General features: G+C 65.2%; 25 protein-coding genes. 12 read left to right on the plus strand and 13 right to left on the minus strand.

Annotated elements, in window-relative coordinates:
• Window positions 1–497: 497 nt before the first annotated feature.
• The 3 genes from AC2T4A_RS16175 to AC2T4A_RS16185 all read right to left on the minus strand — a co-directional run bounded on the left by AC2T4A_RS16175 (window position 498) and on the right by AC2T4A_RS16185 (window position 3753).
• A complete protein-coding gene (locus AC2T4A_RS16175; protein WP_478378123.1) occupies window positions 498–1811 on the minus strand; it encodes an NAD(P)/FAD-dependent oxidoreductase in 1314 nt (437 codons plus the stop codon).
• Window positions 1812–2011: 200 nt separating this feature from the next.
• Window positions 2012–3376: a glutamine synthetase family protein gene (locus tag AC2T4A_RS16180; RefSeq protein WP_138214724.1), complete on the minus strand. Its 1365-nt coding sequence runs from the start codon at window positions 3374–3376 to the stop codon at window positions 2012–2014.
• Between the two features lie 188 nt (window positions 3377–3564).
• Window positions 3565–3753: a hypothetical protein gene (locus AC2T4A_RS16185; protein ID WP_138521641.1), complete on the minus strand. Its 189-nt coding sequence runs from the start codon at window positions 3751–3753 to the stop codon at window positions 3565–3567.
• A gap of 232 nt (window positions 3754–3985) precedes the next feature.
• Between AC2T4A_RS16185 and AC2T4A_RS16190 the strand changes: the two genes are divergently transcribed.
• Together AC2T4A_RS16190 and AC2T4A_RS16195 are read left to right on the plus strand one after the other, a co-directional pair.
• A complete protein-coding gene (locus AC2T4A_RS16190; protein ID WP_478378125.1) occupies window positions 3986–4255 on the plus strand; it encodes a MoaD/ThiS family protein in 270 nt (89 codons plus the stop codon).
• A 28-nt stretch (window positions 4256–4283) separates the two neighbouring features.
• Window positions 4284–5387: a WD40/YVTN/BNR-like repeat-containing protein gene (locus tag AC2T4A_RS16195; protein WP_486741173.1), complete on the plus strand. Its 1104-nt coding sequence runs from the start codon at window positions 4284–4286 to the stop codon at window positions 5385–5387.
• Here AC2T4A_RS16195 and AC2T4A_RS16200 read toward each other — a convergent pair.
• Together AC2T4A_RS16200 and AC2T4A_RS16205 are read right to left on the minus strand one after the other, a co-directional pair.
• Window positions 5366–5509 (minus strand): hypothetical protein, encoded by a 144-nt coding sequence (locus AC2T4A_RS16200; RefSeq protein WP_416748187.1) that lies wholly within the window; start codon window positions 5507–5509, stop codon window positions 5366–5368. The two genes, AC2T4A_RS16195 and AC2T4A_RS16200, sit on opposite strands and share 22 nt — an antisense overlap.
• 22 nt (window positions 5510–5531) lie before the next feature.
• Window positions 5532–7112 carry a RimK family protein gene (locus AC2T4A_RS16205; RefSeq protein ID WP_486741174.1) on the minus strand — a complete coding sequence of 527 codons (1581 nt, stop codon included), beginning with the start codon at window positions 7110–7112 and terminating at the stop codon, window positions 5532–5534.
• A 93-nt stretch (window positions 7113–7205) separates the two neighbouring features.
• Here AC2T4A_RS16205 and AC2T4A_RS16210 point away from each other — a divergent pair, with 93 nt between their 5' ends.
• The 5 genes from AC2T4A_RS16210 (at window position 7206) to AC2T4A_RS16230 (ending at window position 9783) form a co-directional block, all read left to right on the plus strand.
• Window positions 7206–7655: a GNAT family N-acetyltransferase gene (locus AC2T4A_RS16210; RefSeq protein WP_486741175.1), complete on the plus strand. Its 450-nt coding sequence runs from the start codon at window positions 7206–7208 to the stop codon at window positions 7653–7655.
• A 76-nt stretch (window positions 7656–7731) separates the two neighbouring features.
• Window positions 7732–8061 carry an ArsR/SmtB family transcription factor gene (locus tag AC2T4A_RS16215; protein ID WP_416748181.1) on the plus strand — a complete coding sequence of 110 codons (330 nt, stop codon included), beginning with the start codon at window positions 7732–7734 and terminating at the stop codon, window positions 8059–8061.
• Window positions 8058–8492, plus strand: a complete 435-nt coding sequence (locus tag AC2T4A_RS16220) for a YeeE/YedE family protein (RefSeq protein WP_486741176.1) — start codon at window positions 8058–8060, stop codon at window positions 8490–8492. Before AC2T4A_RS16215 ends, AC2T4A_RS16220 begins: the two co-directional genes overlap by 4 nt.
• A complete protein-coding gene (locus AC2T4A_RS16225) occupies window positions 8489–8923 on the plus strand; it encodes a DUF6691 family protein (protein ID WP_478378129.1) in 435 nt (144 codons plus the stop codon). Before AC2T4A_RS16220 ends, AC2T4A_RS16225 begins: the two co-directional genes overlap by 4 nt.
• Window positions 8920–9783: an MBL fold metallo-hydrolase gene (locus AC2T4A_RS16230; protein ID WP_486741177.1), complete on the plus strand. Its 864-nt coding sequence runs from the start codon at window positions 8920–8922 to the stop codon at window positions 9781–9783. Before AC2T4A_RS16225 ends, AC2T4A_RS16230 begins: the two co-directional genes overlap by 4 nt.
• Window positions 9784–9875: 92 nt before the next feature.
• On the opposite strand, the gene aceF is transcribed toward AC2T4A_RS16230, so the two are convergent.
• The 3 genes from aceF to AC2T4A_RS16245 form a co-directional block, all read right to left on the minus strand.
• Window positions 9876–11498 carry a dihydrolipoyllysine-residue acetyltransferase gene (gene aceF, locus AC2T4A_RS16235; protein ID WP_486741178.1) on the minus strand — a complete coding sequence of 541 codons (1623 nt, stop codon included), beginning with the start codon at window positions 11496–11498 and terminating at the stop codon, window positions 9876–9878.
• 11 nt (window positions 11499–11509) lie between these two features.
• The gene (gene aceE, locus AC2T4A_RS16240) at window positions 11510–14158 is read right to left on the minus strand and encodes a pyruvate dehydrogenase (acetyl-transferring), homodimeric type (protein WP_486741179.1); all 2649 of its coding nucleotides are present in this window, start codon (window positions 14156–14158) and stop codon (window positions 11510–11512) included.
• Between the two features lie 200 nt (window positions 14159–14358).
• The gene (locus AC2T4A_RS16245) at window positions 14359–15339 is read right to left on the minus strand and encodes a sensor domain-containing diguanylate cyclase (RefSeq protein WP_486741180.1); all 981 of its coding nucleotides are present in this window, start codon (window positions 15337–15339) and stop codon (window positions 14359–14361) included.
• A 295-nt stretch (window positions 15340–15634) separates the two neighbouring features.
• Here AC2T4A_RS16245 and pmrG point away from each other — a divergent pair, with 295 nt between their 5' ends.
• Window positions 15635–16279, plus strand: coding sequence for a lipopolysaccharide core heptose(II)-phosphate phosphatase PmrG (pmrG, locus tag AC2T4A_RS16250; RefSeq protein ID WP_486741181.1), 645 nt, complete (start codon window positions 15635–15637; stop codon window positions 16277–16279).
• Here pmrG and AC2T4A_RS16255 read toward each other — a convergent pair.
• The 3 genes from AC2T4A_RS16255 to AC2T4A_RS16265 form a co-directional block, all read right to left on the minus strand.
• Window positions 16266–16838 carry a COG3904 family protein gene (locus AC2T4A_RS16255; RefSeq protein WP_017518597.1) on the minus strand — a complete coding sequence of 191 codons (573 nt, stop codon included), beginning with the start codon at window positions 16836–16838 and terminating at the stop codon, window positions 16266–16268. The two genes, pmrG and AC2T4A_RS16255, sit on opposite strands and share 14 nt — an antisense overlap.
• Before the next feature lie 82 nt (window positions 16839–16920).
• On the minus strand, window positions 16921–17517 hold the full coding sequence (locus AC2T4A_RS16260) for an NADPH-dependent FMN reductase (protein ID WP_486741182.1): 597 nt from the start codon (window positions 17515–17517) through the stop codon (window positions 16921–16923).
• Complete coding sequence (locus tag AC2T4A_RS16265; RefSeq protein ID WP_416748163.1) at window positions 17514–18371, minus strand: sterol desaturase family protein; 858 nt, start codon at window positions 18369–18371, stop codon at window positions 17514–17516. Before AC2T4A_RS16265 ends, AC2T4A_RS16260 begins: the two co-directional genes overlap by 4 nt.
• Window positions 18372–18438: 67 nt before the next feature.
• On the opposite strand from AC2T4A_RS16265, the gene AC2T4A_RS16270 reads away from it, so the two are divergent.
• The gene (locus AC2T4A_RS16270) at window positions 18439–19410 is read left to right on the plus strand and encodes an AraC family transcriptional regulator ligand-binding domain-containing protein (protein WP_486741183.1); all 972 of its coding nucleotides are present in this window, start codon (window positions 18439–18441) and stop codon (window positions 19408–19410) included.
• A 72-nt stretch (window positions 19411–19482) separates the two neighbouring features.
• Here AC2T4A_RS16270 and AC2T4A_RS16275 read toward each other — a convergent pair whose 3' ends face one another.
• Window positions 19483–19863, minus strand: coding sequence for an NUDIX hydrolase (locus AC2T4A_RS16275; protein WP_416748159.1), 381 nt, complete (start codon window positions 19861–19863; stop codon window positions 19483–19485).
• A gap of 213 nt (window positions 19864–20076) precedes the next feature.
• Entirely contained in the window at window positions 20077–20982 is a 906-nt protein-coding gene (locus AC2T4A_RS16280; RefSeq protein ID WP_486741184.1) for a LysR family transcriptional regulator, read from the minus strand.
• A gap of 101 nt (window positions 20983–21083) precedes the next feature.
• Here AC2T4A_RS16280 and AC2T4A_RS16285 point away from each other — a divergent pair, with 101 nt between their 5' ends.
• The 3 genes from AC2T4A_RS16285 to ycaC all read left to right on the plus strand — a co-directional run bounded on the left by AC2T4A_RS16285 (window position 21084) and on the right by ycaC (window position 23412).
• On the plus strand, window positions 21084–21950 hold the full coding sequence (locus AC2T4A_RS16285; RefSeq protein ID WP_486741185.1) for a pirin family protein: 867 nt from the start codon (window positions 21084–21086) through the stop codon (window positions 21948–21950).
• A gap of 97 nt (window positions 21951–22047) precedes the next feature.
• A complete protein-coding gene (locus AC2T4A_RS16290) occupies window positions 22048–22734 on the plus strand; it encodes a hydrolase (protein WP_416748154.1) in 687 nt (228 codons plus the stop codon).
• A gap of 51 nt (window positions 22735–22785) precedes the next feature.
• Window positions 22786–23412, plus strand: a complete 627-nt coding sequence (gene ycaC / locus AC2T4A_RS16295; protein ID WP_413352915.1) for an isochorismate family cysteine hydrolase YcaC — start codon at window positions 22786–22788, stop codon at window positions 23410–23412.
• The last annotated feature ends 129 nt before the right edge of the window (window positions 23413–23541 follow it).

The raw sequence follows: 23541 nt of genomic DNA on the forward strand, positions 1-23541 counted from the left end.
CTGCTCACTCCTGGTGCGCGAAGTGGAGCCTTTATCCCTGAGCGCGGCGGTGGTGTCGAGTGGCTGCGGGTACGGGCGGAGGGGATGTTGCAACGCGTGGTTTCCCGGACCGCGCTCCGGGCCGCCGGCGTCCGAGGGGCTCAATGGCGGGCGACAGGGCCCGCCCCGTAGGAGCGGACCTTGTCTGCGAAGGCTCGCCACCGCTCCCATGCCGAAGGGTGGAGCGAGCTTGCTCGCGAACGGGGCCGCAGCGGGGCGGGTGTTCGCGAGCAAGCTCGCTCCTACAGGATATGGCGCAAGATTGCGGCGTTCACCTGCAGATGAACTTTTCCGCCGCGCGGGATTTCGCGGACAAGGTCCGCTCCTACAGGTTGAGTCCGATGTGTTTCCTGTAGGAGCGGACTCTGTCCGCGATCGATTTCCGGCCACTCCGAAGTGACCGGTTGCCCATCGCGGACGGCGCCCGCTCCTGCACAGGTCGAGTGTGAAACTGGCTGTTAGCGCAGCTTCTCCATCATCTGGTAGTACCACATGCCTGCCGCCAGCATCGGGTTGCCGAACACGTCGCCCATGGGCACGCGGATGTGCTTGCACTGGGCGAAGGTGTCGAACTTCTCCAGGTCGCCGGTCATCGCCGTGGCCATGATCTCGCCCATGATGTGGGTGGTCGCCACGCCGTGGCCGGAATAGCCCTGGCAGTACCAGACGTTCTCCGACAGCTTGCCCAGTTGCGGGATGCGATTCATCACGATGCCCATGGCGCAGCTCCACTGGAACTCGATGTCCACGCCCTTGAGCGCCGGGAAGGTACGCTCGATGCACGGGCGCAGTTCGCCGGCGATGTCGCGCGAGTCGCGGCCCGAGTAGTTGGCGCCGCCGCCGAACAGCAGGCGGCCGTCACCGGTCATGCGGTAGTAGTCGAGCACGAAGCGGCAGTCGTAGACCGCCAGGTCCTGCGGGTTGATGCGCTTGGCCAGCTCACCCAGCGGCTTGGTGGTGACGATGCCGCCCATGGCCGGGAAGATCATGCCCTTGAGCTGCTTGCGTTCGAGCTTGTGGTAGACGTCGCCGGCCAGCATCACCTGGGATGCGTTGATCCGCCCACCGGAGGTGACCACCGCCGGGCGCGGGCCGTGGATGATGTCCAGTACTTCGGAGTGTTCGAAGATCAGCGCGCCCAGGCTGGCGGCGGCCTTGGCCTCGCCGATGCACAGGTTGAGCGGGTGCAGGTGCATGTTGCGGGTGTTCTTGATGGCGCCGCAGTAGAGGTCGCTTTCCAGGTGCGCGCGCACGCCGGCAGCGTCCAGCAGGGTGATCTCATCGCCCATGCCACGGCGCTTGGCGTCATCGAAGGTGGCCTTCAGCTCGTCCATGTGCGACGGCTTCATCGCGGCGTGCAGGTGGCCGAACTTCAGGTCGCACTGGATGCCGTATTTCTCCACGCGGCTCTTGATGATCTCGTGGCCGCGCCAGCGCAGGTGCCAGATGAAATCGTCGACGTCGTCGCCCAGCCACTGGCGCATCTGCTTCTCCATGGCCGAGTCGCCCGAGAGAGAGCCGGTGACCTGTCCGCCGTTGCGCCCACTGGCGCCCCAGCCGACCTTGTTGGTCTCGACGATGGCGACCTTGTAGCCGCGCTCGGCCAACTCCACGGCAGTGGCGACGCCGGTGAAGCCGCCGCCGATGATGGCGATGTCGACGTTCACCTCGCCCTGCAGCGTGGGGTAGCTGGTCTCTTCGTTGAGGCTGGCGGAATAGTAGGACTTCGCGCGCTCCGGGGCGGGAGTGGCGGGGTTCAGTGCGGCGTTCATTTCGGTGTTCCTGTTGTTGTTCGGTTTCCCTCTCCCCAGCCCTCTCCCTGAAGGGAGAGGGAGCTGATCGGAGCGGGCTGAAAATTCGCTTTTAACCTGGGATTTCAGTGAGCGAAGAACTCGTCTCGGCACAATCGGCCCCCTCTCCCGCTTGCGGGAGAGGGTTGGGGAGAGGGGCTCTTCAGCTCATCGCACCATCTTCACGCCTGCGTCAGATACCAGCGCCAGTCCTGCTCGCCGACCTCGCCCATGAACTGGCGGTACTCGGCCTGCTTGACCTTCAGGTAGACGCCGAGGAACTCGTGGCCCAGCGCATCGCGCGCCCAGCTGGAGCGCTCCAGTGCGCGCAGCGAGGTGAGCCAGTCGGTGGGCAGCAGTTCCTTGGCCTGGGCGTAACCGTTGCCTTCCACCGGCGCACCCGGATCGATCTCCTCGCGGATACCGCGATGGATGCCGGCGAGGATCGCGGCAGCGGCCAGGTAGGGGTTGGCGTCGGCGCCGCAGATGCGGTGCTCCACGTGACGGGTGTTGGCCGGGCCGCCCGGCACGCGCAGGCTCACGGTGCGGTTGTCGCAGCCCCAGGTCGGCGCCAGCGGCGCGTAGCTGTTGGCCTGGAAGCGGCGGTAGGAGTTGGCGTTGGGGCAGAACAGCAGCAGCGAGTCGAGCAGGCTTTTCAGCATGCCGCCCACGGACTGGCGCAGCAGCGGGGTGCCGGCCGGGTCTTCGCTGGCGAAGAGGTTGTTGCCCTCGGCGTCGGCCAGGGACACATGCATGTGCATGCCGGTGCCGGCCAGGTCGTCGAACGGCTTGGCCATGAAGCACGCCTGCATGCCGTGCTTGTGCGCCACGCCCTTCACCAGGCGCTTGTAGCGCACGGCCTGGTCCATGGCGAGCAGCGCGTCGCCGTGCTCCAGGGTGATTTCCACCTGGCCCGGCGCGTATTCGGAGATGGCCGTGCGCGCCGGGATGCCCTGGGCCTTGCAGGCGGCATAGAGGTCGGCGAGGAACGGCTCGATCTGTTCCAGCTCGCGCAGGCCGTAGACCTGAGTGGCGCGCGGGCGGCCACCGTCGGCATCCAGCGCCGGCTGCGGGCGGCCATTGGCATCGCGCTTGGCGTCCAGCAGGTAGAACTCCAGCTCGCAGGCCATCACCGGGTGGTAGCCGGCGGCCTTCAGACCGTCGATCACATGGATCAGCACATGGCGCGGGTCGGCGATGTCCGCCGGCTTGCCTTGCTCGGGGTGCATGCTGACCTGCACCGCCGCCGTGGGAATCTGCCGCCAGGGCAGGCGCACCAGGCTGCCAGCCAGCGGATAGGCGCGGCAGTCGATATCGCCGACATCCCAGACCAGCCCGGAATCCTCCACGTCTTCGCCGTGCACGGTGAGGCCGAGGATGGTGCTGGGCAGCGGCCGGCCGGACTGGTACACGGCGAGCAGCTCCTCGCGGTGCAGCAGCTTGCCGCGCGGCACGCCGTTGGCGTCGAGGATGAACAGCTCGACCATCTCGATATCGGGGTTCTGGGCCAGGAAATACTGGGCTTCTTGCACGGAGGCGAAATTCATGGGGCTCTCGTTAGCATCCACGCGGATGCTCTGACGACCTGCAGGCCAGGGCCGCGCCAACGGGCGCAGGATCAAAGGCAGGCAAGCGATGCAACGGGCTACGTCTTGTTCGATGAAGGCGATGGCTGTGATGAGCCCAGCTCTTCGATGAATGTAGCTCCGTCGGGCGAATTCGGGCGGGTGCCCGATCAGCGAGAGGTGGAGTCCGGCGGGCGCGCGTGGCGGCAATGCCAGAGCGCCCAGAAGGCCAGTTCCAGAGGCAGGGTCAGCGGTTGCAGTTCGAGCCAGCGGGCATGTTTGCGCGGCAGGCGGACAGCGCTGCCGGCCTTGCGGGCGGCGACGGGTTCCAGCGGTGCGGGCGAAACGAGCAGGTGCATGTCGAAGGATTTGGCTGACGATTTCCGCAGACTCGCACGGCGTATGGGTTTGTTAAATGTGATTTTCACGACGTTTGGTTTTGTAAAATCGAAACTGAATGCGCTTGCCTGTGCACCGGGAGGGCCGATCCAGAGCCGCTCCTGTCACCACAGCGCATCCCGTCGAACCAGCCGGATGCTTCGTCGGCACTGACCTAGACTGGGGCAGTCAGTGTCAGTCCATGGCCCGAGCATGTGCCGTATCGTCTTCGCCCCTTCTATCCAGCGCCACGTTCCCATCGAGGAGCGCGAGTTGCCTGCCGCGACCCTCGCCGGCGCGCTGGAAGCGGTATTTGTCGAAGCGCCGAAACTGCGCGGCTACCTGCTCGACGATCAGGGCGGGCTTCGTCGCCACCTGACCATCTTCATCGATGGCCTGCGCTTGCGTGATCGCGCCCGCCTCAGCGATGCGCTGGCGGCGGATAGCGAGGTCTACGTGGTCCAGGCATTGAGCGGCGGTTGAGAACAAGGCGGCATGTCAGGAGAGCAAGATGGATGATCGATTGCTGGTGGCGACCCGCAAGGGGCTGTTCACCTTCCAGCGTGACGCGGACGGCTGGCGGGAAACTCGCCGTGACTTTCTCGGCGAGCCGCTGAGTACGGTGCTCGCCGACCCGCGCGATGAAACCCTCTACGCCGCCCTCAACCTTGGCCACTTCGGCTGCAAGCTCTGGCGTCAGCGCGCGGGTGAAGACTGGCAGGAGGTCGCCGTGCCGACCTACCCGCCGCAACCCGACCCGCTGCCTGAGCCCAACGACGGTGATGCGCCGTCCGCGCCCTGGGTCTTGCAGCAGATCTGGTGCCTGGAAACCGGTGGCGCCGCCGAGCCCGGTGTACTCTGGGCCGGCACCATTCCCGGCGGCCTGTTCCGCAGCGGCGATGGAGGTGACAGTTGGGAGCTGAACCGCCCGCTCTGGGACCTGCCCGAGCGCGCGCGCTGGATGGGCGGTGGCTACGACTGGCCGGGCATCCACTCGGTCAGTGTCGACCCGCGCGACAGCCAGCACCTGACGGTCGCGGTGTCTTGTGGCGGCGTCTGGCAGAGCGACGATGGCGGAGCCAACTGGCGTGTCACCACCCGCGGCATGTACGCCGACTACATGCCCGCGGAATTGCGTGAAGACGGTGCCATCCAGGACCCGCATCGGCTGGTCCACTGCCCCGCGCAGCCGCAGCGTCTGTGGGTGCAGCACCACAACGGCATCTTCACCTCCACCGACGGTGGCGCGCGGTGGAGCGACGTGCAGGTCAAGCCGTCGAGCTTCGGTTTCGCCGTCGTTGCCCACCCGACCCAGCCGGACACCGCCTGGTTCGTTCCCGCCGTGAAGGACGTCTGCCGGATTCCGGTGGACGCCCGCTTCGTTGTCACCCGTACCCGTGATGGCGGCGCCAGTTTCGAGGTGCTCGACAGCGGCTTGCCGCAGGGCGCGGCCTTCGACCTGGTGTATCGCCACGGCCTGGCGGTGGATGACGACGGCGTGTGCCTGGCGATGGGCTCCACCACTGGCGGGCTGTGGCTTTCGGAAAACGGCGGCGATCACTGGCAGTGCCTGTCGATGAACCTGCCACCGATCTACTGCGTGCGCTTCGGCTGAGCCTTGCTCCTGGCCTGTTCGCGCACTTCGCGAGGCTTCATGCGGCGGTCGAAATAGTTGATCGCGGTGCCGAACACGACAATGGCGATCAGGATGCTCAGGCCGATATGCGTGGCTTCCATGGAGTTCTCCTTTGGGGGTTGATCACAACGCCTGGCCGCGCCGCTTGAGCTCCAGGCGGCGGATGAATTCCTCCAGCACCTGGCGGTAGAGGTCGTCCTTGAGGCAGGCGTCTTCGATGCCGGCATCGAGGTTGGGGTTGTCGTTCACCTCGATCACCACTACCTCGCCATCGACCTGCTTGAGGTCCACGCCATAAAGACCGTCGCCGATCAGGCTGGCGGTCTTCAGCGCCAGTTCCACCACGGCGGGCGGCGCGCTTTCCACCGGCAGCGTGCGGCACTCGCCGATCACCTCGCCGCCGGCCTTGTGTTCGACGATCTGCCAATGCCCGCGGGACATGAAGTACTGACAGGCGAACACCGGCTGGCGGTTGAGAATGCCGATGCGCCAATCGAATTCGGTGTAGAGGTATTCCTGGGCGAGCAGCAGCACCGAGTGCTCGAACAGCTCGGCGCTGACGCTGCGCAGATGCTGGGCGTCCTGGACTCTGTAGACGCCACGGGAGAAGCAGCCGTCGGGAATTTTCAGCACCAGCGGGAAGCCCAGCCGCGCGCCGATGCGCTCGAGCTCCTGTGGCGCGTCCTTGTAGAGGATTTCCGTATCCGGCATGCCCAGGCCGTGGCTGCGCAGCAGATCGGTCAGGTAGACCTTGTTGGTGCAGCGCAGGATCGAGGCCGGGTCGTCCATTACGATCAACCCCTCTCGCTCGGCTTTCTTGGCAAAGCGGTAGGTGTGGTCGTCGACGCGGGTGGTCTCGCGGATCAGCAATGCGTCGTACTCGGCGAGACGGGAGTAGTCCTTCTTCTCGATCAGCTCGACATCGATGCCCAGTTGCCGGCCGACGCGGACGAAACTTTCCAGCGCACCGGCGTTGGAGGGCGGCAGGCTCTCGGCCGGGTTGTGCAGGATGGCCAGGTCGTAGCGCGCCAGCCGCCGCGAGTTGGGCTGACGCCAGATGCGCCGGCTAAAGCGGTCGAGGGCATCGGCGAACTGGTCTTCCTGGTTCTCCCGCAGCTTGTGCAGGGCGCCGGGGCGCACGCCGGCGATGTGCCAGGCGTCGGTACGGCGGAAGTCCACCAGCAGGATGGGGCAGGGAAAGGCCTCGAACAGTTGGCGGGCGATGGGTTGCAGCGGTTCGAGGTCGGTGCGGCCGAAATACAGGCGTAGGGTGAAGCCGTCGGTGCTGGCGCAGGGATGCTGGGCGAGGGCTTTCTCGAGGGATTTTTCCAGGCCGTCCAGGGCCAGCCCATAGAGGGATTTCTTCGCCAGTTCGCTGATGGTGCGCACGGACGGAATGACCTTGTGCCCACGTGCTTCGGCGAGCAGAGAACAGTAATAACCATGGCCGAGATATTTATAGTGACGACATAGATTGATTACCTGGAAACGTTTTCCCGCTTCTAAATGACGGGAGTTTTCCAGATACTCCCGCGCCGTCAGCATATCCTCGCTGGGGATGTACGAGGCCCAGTCTTCTTTGCGCTCGACGATGATGAGAACCTGGCTGGACCGCGCTGAGGGAGGCTCTGCGGCGGCATCGGAGATTATCTGGAGAGAACTTGCGTTCAACTTTTCATGGAAGTTAGTGTGTAGCGAAGACATTGTTCACGGACCTGTCTGAAAGTTGCCGTGTGTCTATTAAGCAGTAACTTCTGGAAATGTCCCGGTTCATTACGAAAGTTTTACGGAGAGCCCATGTCACTGTTATATCGCCTTGCCGCGCGGGACGATTTGCCGGCCCTTCTCGCGTTGGAGGAGGGCACTTTCGACGAGGATCGCCTGAGTCCGCGCAGCTTCCGCCATCTGATCGCAGCGCCGAGCGCTGAACTCATCGTGGCGAAGGAGGGCGGCGAGCTGCTTGGCTACGCCTTGCTGCTGTTCCGCCGGGGCGCCACGGTGGCGCGGTTGTATTCGCTGGCGATCTCGGCGCAGGCCCGCGGCAGGGGGCTGGGCGGTCGTCTGCTGGAGCAGGCGGAGCGCAGTGCCAAGGGCCGCGGCTGCAAGGCGCTGCGGCTTGAGGTGCGTGTCGATAACAGCGTCGCCATCGGCCTTTACGAGCGGCGTGACTATCGTCGGTTCGGCCGGATCGCCGGTTTCTACGAAGACGGCGCCGACGCCTGGCGGTACGAGAAGCCGCTGATCTGAGGAACGGACGAGGGGCTGGTCAGGGTGCGGAAAACAATCTATAAAAATATAGATTGTTTATTTGTAGATCGTTTCCATGACCGCCACCACGCTCGACCCCGCCGACGCGCTGCGTCTGCACCAGTCCGCCGAATCCGCCTGTCAGTTGCTCAAGGCGCTGGCCAATACCGACCGCCTGATGCTGCTCTGCCAACTGGCCGAGGGTGAGCTGAACGTCGGTGAGCTGGAAGCCCGTACGGGCATCGCCCAGCCGACCCTGTCCCAGCAACTGGCGGTACTGCGCCGCGAAGAGCTGGTGGAGACCCGCCGCGAGGGCAAGCAGGTCTACTACCGCATTGCCAGCCAGCAGGCGCTGGCGGTGATCGAAACGCTGTACCGGCTGTTCTGCGCGGAGCAACCGACATGATCGACTGGACCCATTTCACGCCCTGGAGCGCCTTGGCCGGTGGTGCGCTGATCGGTCTGTCGGCCGGGCTCTATGTCGTGCTCGACGGCCGTGTCGCGGGCATCAGCGGCTTGCTCGGCGGGCTGTTCAAGAGCGCCGGCTGGAAGGGCGAAGGGCTGTTCTTCCTGCTTGGAATACTGGCTGCGCCGCTGTTGTGGGCAGCGCTGCGTCCACTGCCGGAGATCCGCTTCGAGGCCGGCTGGATGACGCTGGCGGTGGCGGGACTGCTGGTCGGTGTCGGCAGCCGCTTCGGTTCCGGCTGCACCAGTGGGCATGGCGTCTGCGGGCTGTCGCGGCTGTCTGGCCGCTCGCTGGTGGCGACACTGTGCTTCATGGGTACCGGCTTCGCCACCGTGTTCGCTCTGCGTCACTGGCTGGGGATTGGAGCATGAGCAGGATCGTCGCGTTGCTGGCCGGCCTGCTGTTCGGCGTCGGCCTGTTGCTGGCGGGCATGGTCAACCCTGCCAAGGTGCTGGGCTTCCTCGATCTTGCCGGGCGCTGGGATCCTTCGCTGGCACTGGTGATGCTGGCTGCCATCGCTGTTGGGCTACCGTTCTTCACCTGGGCGCGGCGGCATGACCGTTCGCTGCTGGGTGGCCTGATGCAGTTACCGCAGCGCCGCGACCTGGATAGCCGGCTGATCGGCGGCAGCCTGCTGTTCGGCGTTGGCTGGGGCATTGCCGGCATCTGCCCGGGCCCGGCACTGGTGAGCTTCGCCGCAGGCTACTGGCAGGGTGCGTTGTTCTGCTTCGCCATGCTGGTGGGGATGGCGCTCCACGCCGCCTACGAATGGCAACGCGAGACCCAGAGGAGACCCGCATGAGCGCCACCATCCAGCACTTCTTCGACCCGGCCACCTCCACCTACAGCTACGTGGTGGCGGACCACAGCACCGGGTGCTGCGCCATCATCGATCCGGTGCTGGATTACGACGCCGCCTCCGGCCGCGTGAGCAATGTCAGCGCCCGGCGCATCCTCGACCATGTACGCGAGCAGGCGCTGACGGTGCAGTGGCTGCTGGAGACCCATCTGCACGCCGATCACCTGTCTGCGGCCGCCTGGCTCAAGGCCGAGCTCGGCGGGCGGCTGGCCATTGGCGCAAGTATCGCCCGGGTACAGCGCACCTTCGCCGGGCTGCTCAACCTCGGTGAGGACTTTCCCTGCGACGGCAGCCAGTTCGACCACCTGTTCGCGGACGGCGAGTGCTTCAGCATTGGCGAATTGCAGGCCCAGGCGCTGCACACGCCGGGCCATACGCCGGCCTGCATGACCTATCTCATCGCTGACGCAGCCTTCGTCGGCGACACCCTGTTCATGCCCGACTACGGCACCGCCCGCTGCGATTTCCCCGGCGGCGATGCGCGCCAGTTGTATCGCTCGATCCAGCGGCTGTTTGCGCTGCCGGGCGAGACGCGCCTGTTCATGTGTCACGATTACCTGGCTCCGGGGCGCGACGAGCACCAGCACGAGACCACGGTGGCGCGCGAGCGCGAGGCTAACGTCCACGTGCATGAGGGGATAACCGAGGAGGTCTTCGTCGCCATGCGCAACGAGCGCGATGCGACGCTCAATGCCCCGGCACTGATCTGGCCGTCGATCCAGGTGAACATGCGAGGCGGGGCGTTGCCGGAGGCGGAAGCCAACGGCGTGCGCTATCTGCGGATTCCGCTGGATCGGATGTAACGGCTTCGCGAGCAAGCTCGCTCCTACAGGAAGCGCATACAACCAGCTCTTCGTAGGAGCGAGCTTGCTCGCGATCAGCGCCGGGACGGGCGCTATAGCAACAAACTGCGAATATCCCCCAGCACCTCCCCGAGCCGCCGGGTGAACCGCGCCGCCGCCGCGCCGTTGATCACGCGGTGGTCATAGGATAGCGACAGCGGCAGCATCAGCCGGGGGAGGAAGGCCTTGCCGTCCCACACCGGTTGAATGGTCGCCTTGCTGACGCCGAGGATCGCCACCTCTGGCGCGTTGACGATCGGCGTGAAGCCGGTGCCGCCGATGTGCCCGAGACTGGAGATGGTGAAGCAGGCGCCCTGCATGGCGTCGGCGGAGAGCTTCTTGGTCCGCGCCTTCTCTGCCAGCTCGGCAGCCTCCAGCGCAAGCTGCAGCAAACCTTTCTTGTCGACGTCGCGGATCACCGGCACCAGCAGCCCATCCGGCGTGTCCACGGCGAAGCCGATGTGCACGTACTTCTTGCGGATCAGCGCCTTGCCGCTGGGGGCCAGCGAGCTGTTGAAGTCCGGCAGCTCGCGCAGCAGGTGGGCACAGGCCTTGAGCAGGATCGGCAGGATAGTCAGCTTGGTCCCGGCCTTTTCCGCCGTCGCCTTCTGCGCAATACGGAAGGCTTCCGCTTCGGTGATGTCAGCGGATTCGAACTGGGTCACGTGGGGCACATTCAGCCAACTGCGGTGCAGGTTGCTGGCGCCGACCTGCATCAGGCGGGTCATCGCCACTTCTTCCGTTTCGCCAAACTTGCTGAAGTCGATTTCCGGAATCGCTGGAATGCCTGCGCCGCCAGTTGCGCCCGTTGGAGCGCCGGATCTGCTGCGCTGCAGTTGCTCCTTCACGAACAGCTGCACGTCCTCCTTGAGGATGCGGCCTTTGGGCCCGGTGCCGGTGACTTGCGCCAGGTCGACACCGAATTCGCGGGCGACCATGCGCACGGCGGGGCCCGCGTGCACCTTGGTGCCGTCTCGGCTCGGCGCACCCACCGGGGCGGCTTCCGCCACCTTCGGCTGCTCGGCTTTCGTGGCGGAGGCCGAAGCGGGTTCCTCGGCCTGCCTGGCCGGCTCCGGAACAGGGGCAGGAGCCGCTGCCGCCGCCGCTGCGCCACCCTCGGTTTCCAGTTCGAGAATGTCGTCGCCTTCCTTGAGGGTGTCGCCGATCTTCACCTTGAAGGCTTTCACCACGCCGGCCTTCGGCGCGGGGATTTCCATGCTGGCCTTGTCCGATTCCAGGGTCAGCAGGCTCTGGTCGGCCTCGATGCGGTCGCCGACCTTGACCATCAGTTCGATGATCTCGCCCTGGCCGTTGCCGATATCCGGCACCTTGATAGTTTCCACACCGCCACCAGAAGGCGCAGGTTCAGGCGACGGCGCGGCATCGGGCCGGGGTTCCTCGGCGGCAGGTTTGGCCGGCTCCGCGGGTTTGGCGTCGGCGCTGCCTTCGGCCTCCATTTCGAGGATCTCATCGCCTTCCTTGAGGGTATCGCCGACCTTCACCTTGATGGCCTTCACCACGCCGGCCCTGGGCGCGGGAATTTCCATGCTGGCCTTGTCCGACTCCAGGGTGAGCAGGCTCTGGTCGGTCTCGATGCGATCACCGACCTTGACCAGCAGTTCGATCACTTCGCCCTGGCCGTTGCCGATGTCGGGTACGCGAATGGTCTCGCTCACGGTGCCTCTCCTCAGCAGTCCAGCGGGTTGGGTTTTTCCGGGTCGAGGCCGAACTTCGCGATGGCCTCGGCCACCACCTTCGGCTCGATGTCGCCGCGATCGGCCAGGGCTTCCAGCGCGGCGAGCACCACCCAGTGGCGGTCCACCTCGAAGAAGTGGCGCAGCTTGGCGCGGGTGTCGCTGCGGCCGAAACCGTCGGTGCCCAGGACCTTGTACTCCTTGGTCGGCACCCATTGGCGAATCTGCTCGGCATAGACCTTCATGTAGTCGGTCGAAGCGATCACCGGCCCCTTGCGTCCGGCGAGGCATTGCTCCACATAGCTCTGCCTGGGCTTCTGGCCCGGATGCAGGCGGTTCCAGCGTTCTACCGCCAGCCCGTCGCGGCGCAGTTCATTGAAGCTGGGCACCGACCAGACGTCCGCGCCGATACCGAAGTCCTCACGGAGGATTCTCGCTGCCGCTTCCACCTCTCGCAGAATGGTCCCCGACCCCAGCAGCTGCACATGGTGCGAAGCGGCGCGGCGGTCCTCGAAGAGCAGGTACATGCCCTTGATGATGCCTTCCTCGGCGCCCTTGGGCAGCGGTGGGTGAGGGTAGTTCTCGTTCATCACGGTGATGTAGTAGAAGACGTCCTGCTGCTCTTCCATCATCTGCCGCACGCCTTCCTGGATGATCACCGCCAGCTCGTAGGAGTAGGTCGGGTCGTAGGTGCGGCAGTTGGGGATGACCGAGGCCAGCACATGGCTGTGGCCGTCCTCGTGCTGCAGGCCTTCGCCGTTTAGCGTGGTGCGCCCGGCGGTGCCGCCGAGCAGGAAGCCGCGCGTCAGGCTGTCGCCGGCCGCCCAGGCCAGGTCGCCGATGCGCTGGAAGCCGAACATCGAGTAGAAGATGTAGAACGGCAGCATCGGCTGGCGATAGTTGCTATAGGCCGTGCCGGCGGCGATGAAGGACGACATGGCGCCGGCCTCGGTGATGCCTTCCTCGAGGATCTGGCCCTTCTTGTCCTCGCGGTAGAACATCAGCTGTTCCTTGTCGACCGGCTCATAGAGCTGGCCCACCGAGGAATAGATGCCGAGCTGGCGGAACATGCCTTCCATGCCGAAGGTGCGAGCCTCGTCCGGGATGATCGGCACGATGCGCTGGCCCAGTTCCTTGTCCTTCACCAGCTGCGAGATGATCCGTACGAAGGCCATGGTGGTGGAAATTTCGCGGTCGCCGGAGCCGTCGAGCAGCGCCTTGAGTGTCTCCAGCGGCGGCGCCGGGATGCGCTGGCTGTTGCCGTGTCGGTGGGGCATGAAACCGCCCAGGGAGGCGCGACGCTCCTTCAGGTAGCGCGCCTCGGCGCTGCCTTCGTCGGGGCGGTAGAAGGGCAGCTTGGCGAGGTCGTCGTCCTTGATCGGAATGTCGAAGCGGTCGCGGAAGGCGCGCAGGCTTTCGACGTCGATCTCATGGATGTTGTGGGCAATGTTCTTCGCCTCGCCGGTGCCAGTGCCGTAGCCCTTGATGGTCTTGGCCAGTACGACGCTGGGCTGGCCCTTGTGGTTCACTGCCGCGTGGTAGGCGGCGTAGACCTTGTAGGGGTCATGCCCGCCACGGTTGAGCTTCCAGATTTCCTCGTCGGAGAGGTCCTTGACCATCTCCAGCAGCTCCGGCCGCGCGCCGAAGAAGTGTTCGCGGACGAAGGCACCGTCCTTGGCCTTGTAATTCTGGTAGTCGCCGTCCACCGCTTCGTCCATCCGCGCCTGCAGCAGGCCAGCGTGATCCTTGGCGAACAGCGGGTCCCAGAAACGGCCCCAGATCACCTTGATCACGTTCCAGTTGGCGCCACGGAACACACCTTCGAGTTCCTGGATGATCTTGCCATTGCCGCGCACCGGGCCATCCAGGCGCTGCAGGTTGCAGTTGACCACGAAGATCAGGTTGTCGAGCTTCTCCCGTCCGGCCAGGGAAATCGCGCCGAGGGATTCCGGTTCGTCCGTCTCGCCGTCACCCAGGAAGCACCAGACCTTCTGTTTGCCGGCGGGGATGAAGCCGCGGCTTTCCAGGTACTTCATGAAGCGCGCCTGGTAGATCGCCTGGATCGGCCCCAGGCCCATGGACACGGTGGGGAACTGCCAGAACTTCGGCATCAGCCGGGGATGCGGATAGGACGATAGCCCCTTGCCGTCCACTTCCTGGCGGAAGTTCTCCAGTTGCTCGTCGCTGAGCAGGCCCTCGATGTAGGCGCGGGCGTAGAAACCCGGCGAGGCATGGCCCTGGAAGTAGATCAGGTCGCCGGCGTGTTCCTCGGTGGGGCCGTTGAAGAAGTAGTTGAAGCCGATGTCATAGAGGGTCGCCGAGGAGGCGAAGGTGGAGATGTGCCCGCCCAGCGACGGGTCCTTGTGGTTGGCGCGCATGACCATCGCCAGTGCGTTCCAGCGCACCAGCGAGCGGATGCGTCGCTCCATGAACAAGTCGCCCGGCATGCGGGCTTCATGGCCCACCGGAATCGTATTGCGATAGGGAGTCGTGGTGGCGTAGGGCAGTTGCGTGCCGGTTCGACTGGCCAGCTCGCCAAGGCGAGTCATCAGGTAATGGGCGCGTTCTTCGCCTTCTTTCTCCAGTACGGATTCCAGCGCGTCCAGCCATTCCTGGGTTTCGACGGGGTCGATGTCGTGCATGGTCAGGGGTCCTGGTTACGGGGTCGGCTCTACGCAATGCCGGCTCCGGGCCAGGTGTTCCATGGGTTTGGCGCAGTGGGCGACAACCCTCGTGAGGCTGTCGCGCTGCCGCCGGCACGCGCGTGTGGCTATAGAGCTTAGTCAGCTCTCGCGCCTACGCCTGCCCGATTGGTCGAGTCAGGACGTCGCAGCCGGCTCTATCAGGAGCTGGTGCGCACCGAATCGCGCCGCAAGTCGTCGCCTCGGCTCCACTGCGCCGTCACCAGGCGGTCGCGCCCGGCCTGCTTGGCCTGGTAGAGCAATCGATCCACCGCGGCGACGAAGTCCAGCGGGCGGTCGCTGGAAGAGGGAACGGCGGTGCCGACGCCCAGGCTGATGGTCAGCAACGACGAGACATTGGACTTCTCGTGGCTGATCTGTTGCTCGCGCAGCACAGTGCGGCAGCGCTCTGCCACCTGCCGGGCGGCCTCGCTGTCGGTTTCCGGCAGCACCAGCACGAACTCCTCGCCGCCGAAGCGCGCAATGAAGTCACGCGGGCGGTGCAGTGCGCCGGCCAGGGCCTTGCCCACGGTGCGCAGGCAGTCGTCGCCCTGGATGTGCCCGTAGTGGTCGTTGAACTGCTTGAAGTAGTCGATATCCAGCAGCACCAGGGAGATCGGCTGGCCGCTGCGCTGGGCGCTGCCCCATTCGGTGTCCAGCACCGAGTCGAACATGCGCCGGTTGGCCACGCCGGTCAGGCCGTCCTTGTACGAATATTCCTCCAGCTGGCGCTGGAGCATGATCAACTGCTCTTCGGCGCGCTTGCGCTCGCTGATGTCGAACATGAAGCCCACCAGCGAATCCACCTCGCCGTTGTCGTCGCGCACCACGTGCACCACATCGCGAATCCACACATAGTCGCCGGTGGAGGTGAGGGCTCGGTAGTCCGCTTCGTGATCGGTGCCCTCGCGGGACTGCGACACGCAGAAGTCCACAACGCGCTCGCGATCCTCGGGGTGCATGCGTTCAGCCCAGTCGTTGGCGCTGACCCAGCTGGCCTGGCTCCAGCCCAGCAGCTCTTCGATCTGCGGGCCGATATAGGCGAACGTCATGGATTTCCAGTCGATCTTCCACGGAATGGCGCGGGTGGACTCGAGGAGGGTCTGGTAGACGGGATTTTCCGGGGAGGCGTCGTACGGCATGGCGGCGGCTCTCTGATGGCACTGTGCCGTCTTTCTATCACGAAAGCGATGACGTTGATCCGACCGAATGCGTCAGCCGCATGGTCGAAAGCGGCCGGACGACGGACGGTCATTTCCGACAGAGACGGATTCTTCAGCAATTCATAACGGGTTCTTCACGATTCCGGCGATAGGGTTTGCTTGCCCGCCATCTGACAACCCCGCAGTGCGATGGACATCCCAGGGATGGGTCGGGCCTCCCTCCTTCGTGGCGGGAAACGGATGCGGACTTCTTCCCAGTAGCACGGCCGAACCCATGCCCATCCCGAAATTCCTCAGCTCATTGTCCCGCGGTTGGCTATCTCTGCTGGCAATCCTCCCAGTAATTGCGCTGCTCAGCGGCTTCCTGCCCCTGGACTTCTCCCGGCCGACGCCGCTGGTGGGGGACGCCAAGCGCCAGGCGGAACTGCGCGAACACTGGCAGCAGGGCGACCTGATCATCCTGGTGCGTCACGCCGAGCGTTGCGATCGCTCCAGCGCGCCCTGCATGGGGAGCGTCGACGGCATCACCGTGCGCGGTGGCCAGAGCGCCCACGAGATCGGCCAGGACTTCGCCGCGCTCGGCCTGGCCAACGCGGACATCCTCAGCAGCGACCAGGTCCGCGCTGTGCAGACCGCTTCCTCGATGTTCGACCGCGCGCCGGTGGAGCAGCCCTGGCTGTACAAGTGCGAAGGCTCGATGCTCAGCCAGGCGCTGCAGCACAAGGTCGCGCACCGCAACCTGATCCTGGTGACCCACAGTGAGTGCATCGAGGACCTGGAACATTCAGTGAGCGTGGATGATCCGGCGACGCCGGACTATGCCTCCACGCTGTTCGTGCTCAGCGAGGCAGACAAGAATCCGCGCCTGCTGGGTTACCTCGATGCCGACCAGTGGCCGCTGAACGTCAGCGGGCGCTGATCTGGCTGGGCGTCGCGCCCAGGCGGTAACGCTGCAATTCCTGCGGAGTCAGCACGCGCATGCGCTGCGGGTCGATGCTCTGCATGGTGTCAGCCAGTTCCAGCGGAATGTCCATGTCGCGGAAGTAGCTGCGGGCGTTGTAGCTGCCCGCCGCCTGGGACGAATCGCCAGCGGGGTAGTAGGGGCGGTGCAGGCCCACATAGCCGCGCACCGTGCGGTGCTTGCCGGCGGCCAGCAGGTAGACGCAGGAGCCCTGGCAGACGCTGTTGGTCGGCACCAGCGTCTCGAAGCCGGATTCGCGCAGCAGGCGGCCCATCTTGATCGACTCGGCGGCGCTGCCACCGATGCTGTCCAGCAGGGCCACCTTGCGCGCGAACTTGCCCGGGTTGGCCAGCAGCCCCTTGAACAGGCGCTCGTAGTCGCCCGGAGCGATGTCTTCGCTGATCCGCACCGCCAGCACCTCGCCGACCTTGGAATGCTGCACCGGCTTCACCTCGACCTTGGCGAAAGTCAGGCTGGAGCACAGCGCGGTGGCACAGAGCAGGGCGGCGCGAAGCATCGGGAGACGAATCCTGTCGAAGTTTTTGTAGGAAGGCGCAGAAGATACCTTGAAGCGCCTTCCCGCGCATCCTCCCGGCTCGTCACATACCGTTGGCGTAGGCCGGGTTCTGCAGGTCGATCCGCTCGCGGACCCCGCGCAGCGCGGCCGCATACTGGCAGAGCATGTGCAGCGCCCAGTCGGCGCGTTCGCGCAGGCGCTGGTCGTCCTCATCAGTAGGGTGACCGGCGTTGAACATGGCTTCGACGCGGCGCACCACCAGTTGCTCCGGCAGGTAGGCGATGCGGCTGTTCTTGTAGCTGGAGGCGCGCAGTTCGGCCAGTGGATAGGCGCCGCCCAGGCCGGCGGAAACCCCCACCGGCAGAGCCGGCTTATGGCCCAGTTCACGCAGTCCGGCATAAAGGAAGAAGTTCTTCAGGGCCGGGCAGGCCATGCCGTGCCATTCCGGGGCGATAACCACCAGCGCGTCGGCCTCGCGCAGCAGCTCGCGGTACTGCGGCCAACTGTCCCGGGTGTCCGGCGCCGGCCATAACGGCAGGGGATCGGCGCCAAGGTCGATTACCTGCGCCCAGCCGCACAACGCCAGGCTTTCCAGGCGCCCGGCAAGGTAGCGGGCGACCTTTGCCGACTGGCTGTCCAACTGGCTGGAGCCGGCGATCAGTACGATACTCGGGTTCATCGTGCCACCTCCGCCGCCACGTCCTTGCCACTGGCCGGCGCACGAGTGCGCACCACCGGCCAGAACACCTCTTCCTGCCAGCTCACTGGCGCCAGGTCCTCGATGCCATAGGCCTGCGGGCGGCGCCGGGTGATCTTCGCCGTACCGAACAGCACGTCCCAGAAGAACAGCAGGTTGCCGAAGTTGCCCTTGTAGTAGGTCACGCCGTCATCGGCGTTCAGGCCATGGTGGGCGGAATGGGTGGCGGGGGTGGAGATGGTCCGCTCCAGCAGCCACATCAGCGGGCGCAGCGCGCGGATGCGGTAGAGCTTGTCGTCCCAGGCGAGGTTGCTGTGGGCGCCGAAGATCACGCACATCTTCACGATCAGGTAGACGTAATAGACGTTCGCCAGCCCCATGTGGATCAGCGCGCCGGAGAACCACAGGCCCGGCATCAGCAGGTAATAGAAGCTGTTGTTGCGGTAAACGATGCGGATGCTCATGTACGGCGCGGAATGGTGGGCGCGGTGCAAGGCATAGAGGAATGGCACGCGGTGAGCCAGGCGATGCCACCAGTACTGGGTCATGTCGTCGAACAGCAGGAACAGCGCGAAACCGGCCAGCCAGGGGATGCCCGCCAGGGAGCCGGCGGCGGCGGGGAAGGCGAGGTCGAGCAGGGCGCCGCTGGCCCACATCACCAGCGGGAAGGTCACCGCCAGCAGCAGGCTGGAGCCGAATATCTCGATCAGCGCGTCGCGGCGCTGGCCGCGGGGTTGGCGAAAGGTGGCGCGGGCCATCTCCAGGGCAATGAATGCGAGGAAGATCCCCGCCACGATCACGGTCGGATTGTCGAGCAGCATTGTTGTTGTAGTCATGACACTCTCGGTTCGGGTCCAATGGGACAAGGCGTGCCCATCAGAACCCAGGACCGAGCGGCGACCCATGCGCGAAAAGGACAGAAACACCGGAGAACTGGCCAACCCTGCGGCGCAGCGCTACCACCGCGGCCCGCTCGGCCAGGTGCTGGAGCGTTACCTGAGCAGCCACCGCGCGCGTCGTCACAGTGACTACAGCCTGGTCGAGCTCGAACAGTTATGGCTGGAAGCGGCGAGCCTTGAACCCGCCATCGGGCTGCAGCTGTTCGGCCAGTTCACCCCGCAGGACTGGCACGTGATCGCCCACCTCGCGCAGTTCTGCGCCGATGTACGCCAGGCGGTGCTCTGCTGGGTGCGCTACGCCCCGTTGGCTGCGGACACCGATACCTTTCGCCTGCTGGAAGAGGGCGACACCGTCGCCGTCGAACTGATCATCGACGCCCCCGAGCCGCTGAGCCGTTATCTGCTGGAGCACTACAGCGTGATGGCCGTGACGCAATTGCGCCGTGCCACCGGCTGCTCCGTCATACCGGTGCGCGCCAGCTTCGTCCATGCCCGGCCCGAGTACCACGCGCAGTACCGGCAGTGGTTTGGTGAGCGAGTCGAGTTCGGCAGTTCCTGCAACCGGTTGTATTTCGACGCGCAGACGCTCGCCTTGCCGCTACAGGGGCGCCACGCCGGCCTGGTGGAGTTGCTCACGATGGAGCTTGATCGCCGGCTCGCCCGTATGCGCCAACTCAGCGGCTGGGCAGCCAGGGCCGCCGGGATCGTCCGGCGCATGCTCGAACATGGCGAGGTGCCGGCGCTGGAAAGCGTTGCAGACCAGTTGCACCAGAGCCCGCGGACCCTGCGCAGGCGGTTGGCGGAGCAGGGCATGGGCTTTCGCGAATTGCTCGACCAGGTGCGCAAGGAGCTGGAACAACACCTGGAACTGCAAGGTGAAAGCCGCACGCGCATTGCCGAACGCCTGGGCTACGGCGACCTGGCTGCCTACCTGAATGCACGCAAGCGCTGGATCGGCGAGGGCGGAGAAGGCTGAAAGCTCCGGCGGATGACCTGGTCCTGGTTAGCCGTCGTATTCAGTAATCCTGGCGAATGAAAAAGGCCGGCATCAGCCGGCCTCTTTGCTCAGGCACGAGCGCAGCAGGCGCCGCACCGACTTGTTGATATTGCGCTTGCTCGCTTCCTCGGGGGTGAACCAGCGGCAGTCGGCGATTTCGTTCAGCGGGGTGGGCTGCTGCGCCGGGTCGACTGGCGTCTCGAACACGTAGTGCAGCGTCTGGTACAGCTCCAGCGGCGCCACGTAGTTCATCTGCTCGATGGTCAGCCCGGTTTCCTCTATCAGCTCGCGCGTGGCGGCCTGGCCGGGGCGTTCGTCGGCCTCGATGCGGCCGCCGGGAAGATTCCATTTCGACTTGGATTTGCGCACGAAGAGAATCTTGTCGTCGAGGCGGCAGATGACCGTTGCTCGCTCTTTCAGATTTTTAGCCATACCGGCTGCTCCTCGACAATCTTCCAACAGTTTTCAGAGTAGACATTAATCAGAGATTCCCAACCAGATGAAGTGGTTACGGCATTTATGTCGACAAATGGTAAGGATTGGTCGCTGAAAAGGTATGTCAGGCTCTTCCGAAGAAAAGCTCGTCATATTCTCGACTCGTATTTCTCCTGAGTGGACCGGCGTCGAAGGTTGAAGTGCGAACTTTCACGACATGTCGCTCCTCTCGAATTCCTCGCCGAGGAAATCCAGCAAGGTTCGTACCGACGGCAGCAGTCCGCGCCGCGAAGGGAACACCGCATGGACCACACCGGTGCGTGGCGCCCAGTCGGGCAGCAGGTTCACCAGCTTGCCGTCGTTCAGGTCTTCGCACACCACCACGGCGGGTATATGCACCGCGCCGGCGCCTGCCAGCGCGGCCTGGCGCAGGGCGACCAGATCGTCCGTGACCATTCGCGGCCGGTAGCGCACCTGCGCACTGGCGCCGCCGGGGCCGTCCAGTTGCCAGTGGTATTCGCGCTGCACTACGCCCCAGTGCAGCGTCGGCAGGGCGGCGACATCGGCGGGCGTCGGCCTTGCCGGCAGGCGCTCGTGCAAAGCCGGGGCACCGACCACACGCTGCCGGCTTTCGCCCAGCACCTTCATCACCAGATCACTGCTTTCCAGCGGCGGAAAGCGCACCCGCAGAGCGATGTCGATGCCTTCCTGGATCAAGTCCACCTGGCGGTTGGTGCTCTGCACATGCAACTCCACCAGTGGGTACTGCACCATGAAGCGCGCCAGCATCGGCCCGACCCAGAAGTTCAGCAGTGCCGTGGGGCAGCTCAGGTTCACCACCCCGCGAGGTTCGGAGCGGTGCTGCTCGACGGCCTCGGTGGCGGCCGCCGCTTCCACCAGCATCGCCACGCAGTGCCGGTAGAACACCTGTCCGATCTCGGTCACCGAGAAATGCCGCGTCGAGCGCTGGATCAGCCGCACGCCCAGGCGCTCTTCCAGCGCGGCGATGCGCCGGCTCAGCTTCGACTTGGGCTCGTCCAGGGCGCGGCCGGCCGAGGTGAAACCGCCGTGTTCCACCACCTGGGCGAAGTAATAGAGGTCGTTGAGATCGTCCATTTCGGTGTTCCTCTCATGGAACACTGATAGTAATTTTTGCCGACTACCGGGGCAATTGTTCCATCCGTATTCTCGCCTCCATGCACTACAGGAGGCACCTCATGAAACAGATTCTTGGCATCTACAGCGCCGCCCGGCCGCACTGGGTCGGCGACGGCTTTCCGGTTCGTACGCTGTTTTCCTACGACAGCCTGGGTGAGCACCTCAGTCCCTTCCTGCTACTTGACCACGCCGGCCCCCATGCTTTCGGCCCCAGCACGGTGCGTCGCGGCGTCGGCCAGCATCCGCACCGCGGGTTCGAGACCGTGACCCTGGTCTACGAAGGCGAACTGGAACACCGCGACTCCAGCGGCGGTGGCGGTCGCATCGGTCCCGGCGACGTGCAGTGGATGACTGCCGGCGACGGCATCCTCCACGAGGAATACCACTCGCCGGACTTCACCCGCAGCGGCGGCAACCTGCACATGGCCCAGCTCTGGGTGAACCTGCCGGCCCGCCACAAGCGCACTGCACCGGCCTACCAGACCCTGCTGGCTGGCGATATCCCACGCATCGAACTGGCCGACGGCGCCGGCAGCCTGCGGGTTGTCGCCGGTGACTACGCCGGCCACGCCGGCCCGGCCCACACCTTCAGCCCGCTGGATGTCTGGGATCTGCGCCTGCAGCCCGGCCGTCCGCTGGAGCTGGTCGTCAAGGCCGGGCGCAACACCGCCCTGGTGGTGCTGCGCGGCAACATTCGCCTGGGCAGTGGTGAAACGCTGCGCGAAGGCCAGCTGGCGCTGTTCGACCGGCGCGGCGACAGCCTGCAGTTGGAAGCCGAGAGCGATGCCCTGGTGCTGCTGCTCAGCGGTGAGCCGCTGAACGAGCCCATCGTCGGCTACGGCCCTTTCGTGATGAACAGCGAAAGCGAAATCCAGCAGGCCATTACCGACGTCCAGAGCGGACGTTTCGGACAGATGACCCGTTGATGTCACACCCCGGACTCAGGCGTCGCCTAGTCTGGATGAACACCCGCGCAGGAGGCGCGGGCTTTATGGGCCGGATGCCCTTCATGGAGCCCTCGAAATGAGCAACTTCAACCAGATTGCCAACTTCAACGGCCAGCGCCCGGTGATCGATCCCGACGACACCGCCATGCTGCTCATCGACCACCAGAGCGGTCTGTTCCAGACGGTCAAGGACATGCCCATGACCGAGCTGCGCAACAACGCCATCACTCTCGCCAGGATCGCTACGCTGGCGAAGATCCCGGTAATCACCACCGCCTCGGTGCCGCAGGGCCCCAACGGGCCACTGATTCCCGAGATCCACGAAGCCGCGCCCCATGCGCAGTACGTGGCGCGCAAGGGGGAAATCAATGCCTGGGACAACCCCGAATTCGTCGCCGCTGTGAAAGCCACCGGCAAGAACACCCTGGTCATCGCCGGCACGATCACCAGCGTGTGCATGGCCTTCCCCGCGATTGCCGCAGTCAACGCCGGCTACAAGGTGTTCGCCGTTATCGACGCCTCCGGCACCTATTCCAAGGCCGCGCAGGAAATCACCCTGGCGCGTGTGGTCCAGGCCGGTGTGGTGCCGATGGATACCGCCGCCGTTGCCTCGGAAATCCAGCGCACCTGGAATCGCCCCGATGCCGCGCAGTGGGCTGAGGCCTACAGCCTGATCTTCCCGCACTACCGCCTGCTGATCGAAAGCTACACCAAGGCCCAGCAGGTCGTGAGCGAACACGAAGTATTGGACTCCCAACGCTGATCCCACCCTTGCCCGGCTCCGGTCGGGCTTCCATTGCCAAGAGGAAATGCCATGAGCAAGCCCTACGTCCGTCTCGACAAGACCCAGGCCGCCGTTCTGCTGGTCGATCACCAGGCCGGTCTGCTCTCGCTGGTGCGGGACATCGAACCGGACAAGTTCAAGAACAACGTCCTGGCGCTGGCCGACCTGGCCAAGTACTTCAAATTGCCGACGATTCTCACCACCAGCTTCGAGAGCGGCCCCAACGGCCCGCTGGTGCCGGAGCTGAAAGACCTGTTTCCCGACGCGCCCTACATCGCCCGGCCCGGCAATATCAACGCCTGGGACAACGAGGATTTCGTCAAGGCGGTGAAGGCCACCGGCAAGAAACAGCTGATCATCGCTGGCGTGGTCACCGAGGTCTGCGTGGCCTTCCCGGCGCTGTCAGCGCTGGAGGAGGGCTTCGACGTGTTCGTAGTGGCGGATGCCTCGGGCACCTTCAACGAAGTCACCCGTGACGCCGCCTGGCGCCGCATGGAAGCTGCCGGCGCGCAGATGATGACCTGGTTCGGCGTGGCCTGTGAGCTGCACCGCGACTGGCGCAACGACATCGAAGGCCTCGCCGCGCTGTTCTCCAACCACATTCCGGACTACCGCAACCTCATCACCAGCTACAGCACGCTGACCGCCAAGAAGTAAGACGAAGCCCGCCGGGCCGGCAATATGAAGCGGCCCGGCGGGTCATGGTCGGCGGTGGTTCATGTGGCGCTGGTGCCGAGCCAGTTCGCGAGCAAGCTCGCTCCTACACCTCATGCGCTGTTCCACAGC

Source organism: Pseudomonas sp. PVC-3-1 (assembly GCF_057444315.1).

Coding starts and splice junctions, on each gene's coding strand:
- AC2T4A_RS16175 (WP_478378123.1), bottom strand. CDS start 1,811: ATGAACGCCGCACTGAACCCCGCCACTCCCGCCCCGGAGCGCGCGAAG.
- AC2T4A_RS16180 (WP_138214724.1), bottom strand. CDS start 3,376: ATGAATTTCGCCTCCGTGCAAGAAGCCCAGTATTTCCTGGCCCAGAAC.
- AC2T4A_RS16185 (WP_138521641.1), bottom strand. CDS start 3,753: ATGCACCTGCTCGTTTCGCCCGCACCGCTGGAACCCGTCGCCGCCCGC.
- AC2T4A_RS16190 (WP_478378125.1), top strand. CDS start 3,986: ATGTGCCGTATCGTCTTCGCCCCTTCTATCCAGCGCCACGTTCCCATC.
- AC2T4A_RS16195 (WP_486741173.1), top strand. CDS start 4,284: ATGGATGATCGATTGCTGGTGGCGACCCGCAAGGGGCTGTTCACCTTC.
- AC2T4A_RS16200 (WP_416748187.1), bottom strand. CDS start 5,509: ATGGAAGCCACGCATATCGGCCTGAGCATCCTGATCGCCATTGTCGTG.
- AC2T4A_RS16205 (WP_486741174.1), bottom strand. CDS start 7,112: ATGTCTTCGCTACACACTAACTTCCATGAAAAGTTGAACGCAAGTTCT.
- AC2T4A_RS16210 (WP_486741175.1), top strand. CDS start 7,206: ATGTCACTGTTATATCGCCTTGCCGCGCGGGACGATTTGCCGGCCCTT.
- AC2T4A_RS16215 (WP_416748181.1), top strand. CDS start 7,732: ATGACCGCCACCACGCTCGACCCCGCCGACGCGCTGCGTCTGCACCAG.
- AC2T4A_RS16220 (WP_486741176.1), top strand. CDS start 8,058: ATGATCGACTGGACCCATTTCACGCCCTGGAGCGCCTTGGCCGGTGGT.
- AC2T4A_RS16225 (WP_478378129.1), top strand. CDS start 8,489: ATGAGCAGGATCGTCGCGTTGCTGGCCGGCCTGCTGTTCGGCGTCGGC.
- AC2T4A_RS16230 (WP_486741177.1), top strand. CDS start 8,920: ATGAGCGCCACCATCCAGCACTTCTTCGACCCGGCCACCTCCACCTAC.
- aceE (WP_486741179.1), bottom strand. CDS start 14,158: ATGCACGACATCGACCCCGTCGAAACCCAGGAATGGCTGGACGCGCTG.
- AC2T4A_RS16245 (WP_486741180.1), bottom strand. CDS start 15,339: ATGCCGTACGACGCCTCCCCGGAAAATCCCGTCTACCAGACCCTCCTC.
- pmrG (WP_486741181.1), top strand. CDS start 15,635: ATGCCCATCCCGAAATTCCTCAGCTCATTGTCCCGCGGTTGGCTATCT.
- AC2T4A_RS16255 (WP_017518597.1), bottom strand. CDS start 16,838: ATGCTTCGCGCCGCCCTGCTCTGTGCCACCGCGCTGTGCTCCAGCCTG.
- AC2T4A_RS16260 (WP_486741182.1), bottom strand. CDS start 17,517: ATGAACCCGAGTATCGTACTGATCGCCGGCTCCAGCCAGTTGGACAGC.
- AC2T4A_RS16265 (WP_416748163.1), bottom strand. CDS start 18,371: ATGACTACAACAACAATGCTGCTCGACAATCCGACCGTGATCGTGGCG.
- AC2T4A_RS16270 (WP_486741183.1), top strand. CDS start 18,439: ATGCGCGAAAAGGACAGAAACACCGGAGAACTGGCCAACCCTGCGGCG.
- AC2T4A_RS16275 (WP_416748159.1), bottom strand. CDS start 19,863: ATGGCTAAAAATCTGAAAGAGCGAGCAACGGTCATCTGCCGCCTCGAC.
- AC2T4A_RS16280 (WP_486741184.1), bottom strand. CDS start 20,982: ATGGACGATCTCAACGACCTCTATTACTTCGCCCAGGTGGTGGAACAC.
- AC2T4A_RS16285 (WP_486741185.1), top strand. CDS start 21,084: ATGAAACAGATTCTTGGCATCTACAGCGCCGCCCGGCCGCACTGGGTC.
- AC2T4A_RS16290 (WP_416748154.1), top strand. CDS start 22,048: ATGAGCAACTTCAACCAGATTGCCAACTTCAACGGCCAGCGCCCGGTG.
- ycaC (WP_413352915.1), top strand. CDS start 22,786: ATGAGCAAGCCCTACGTCCGTCTCGACAAGACCCAGGCCGCCGTTCTG.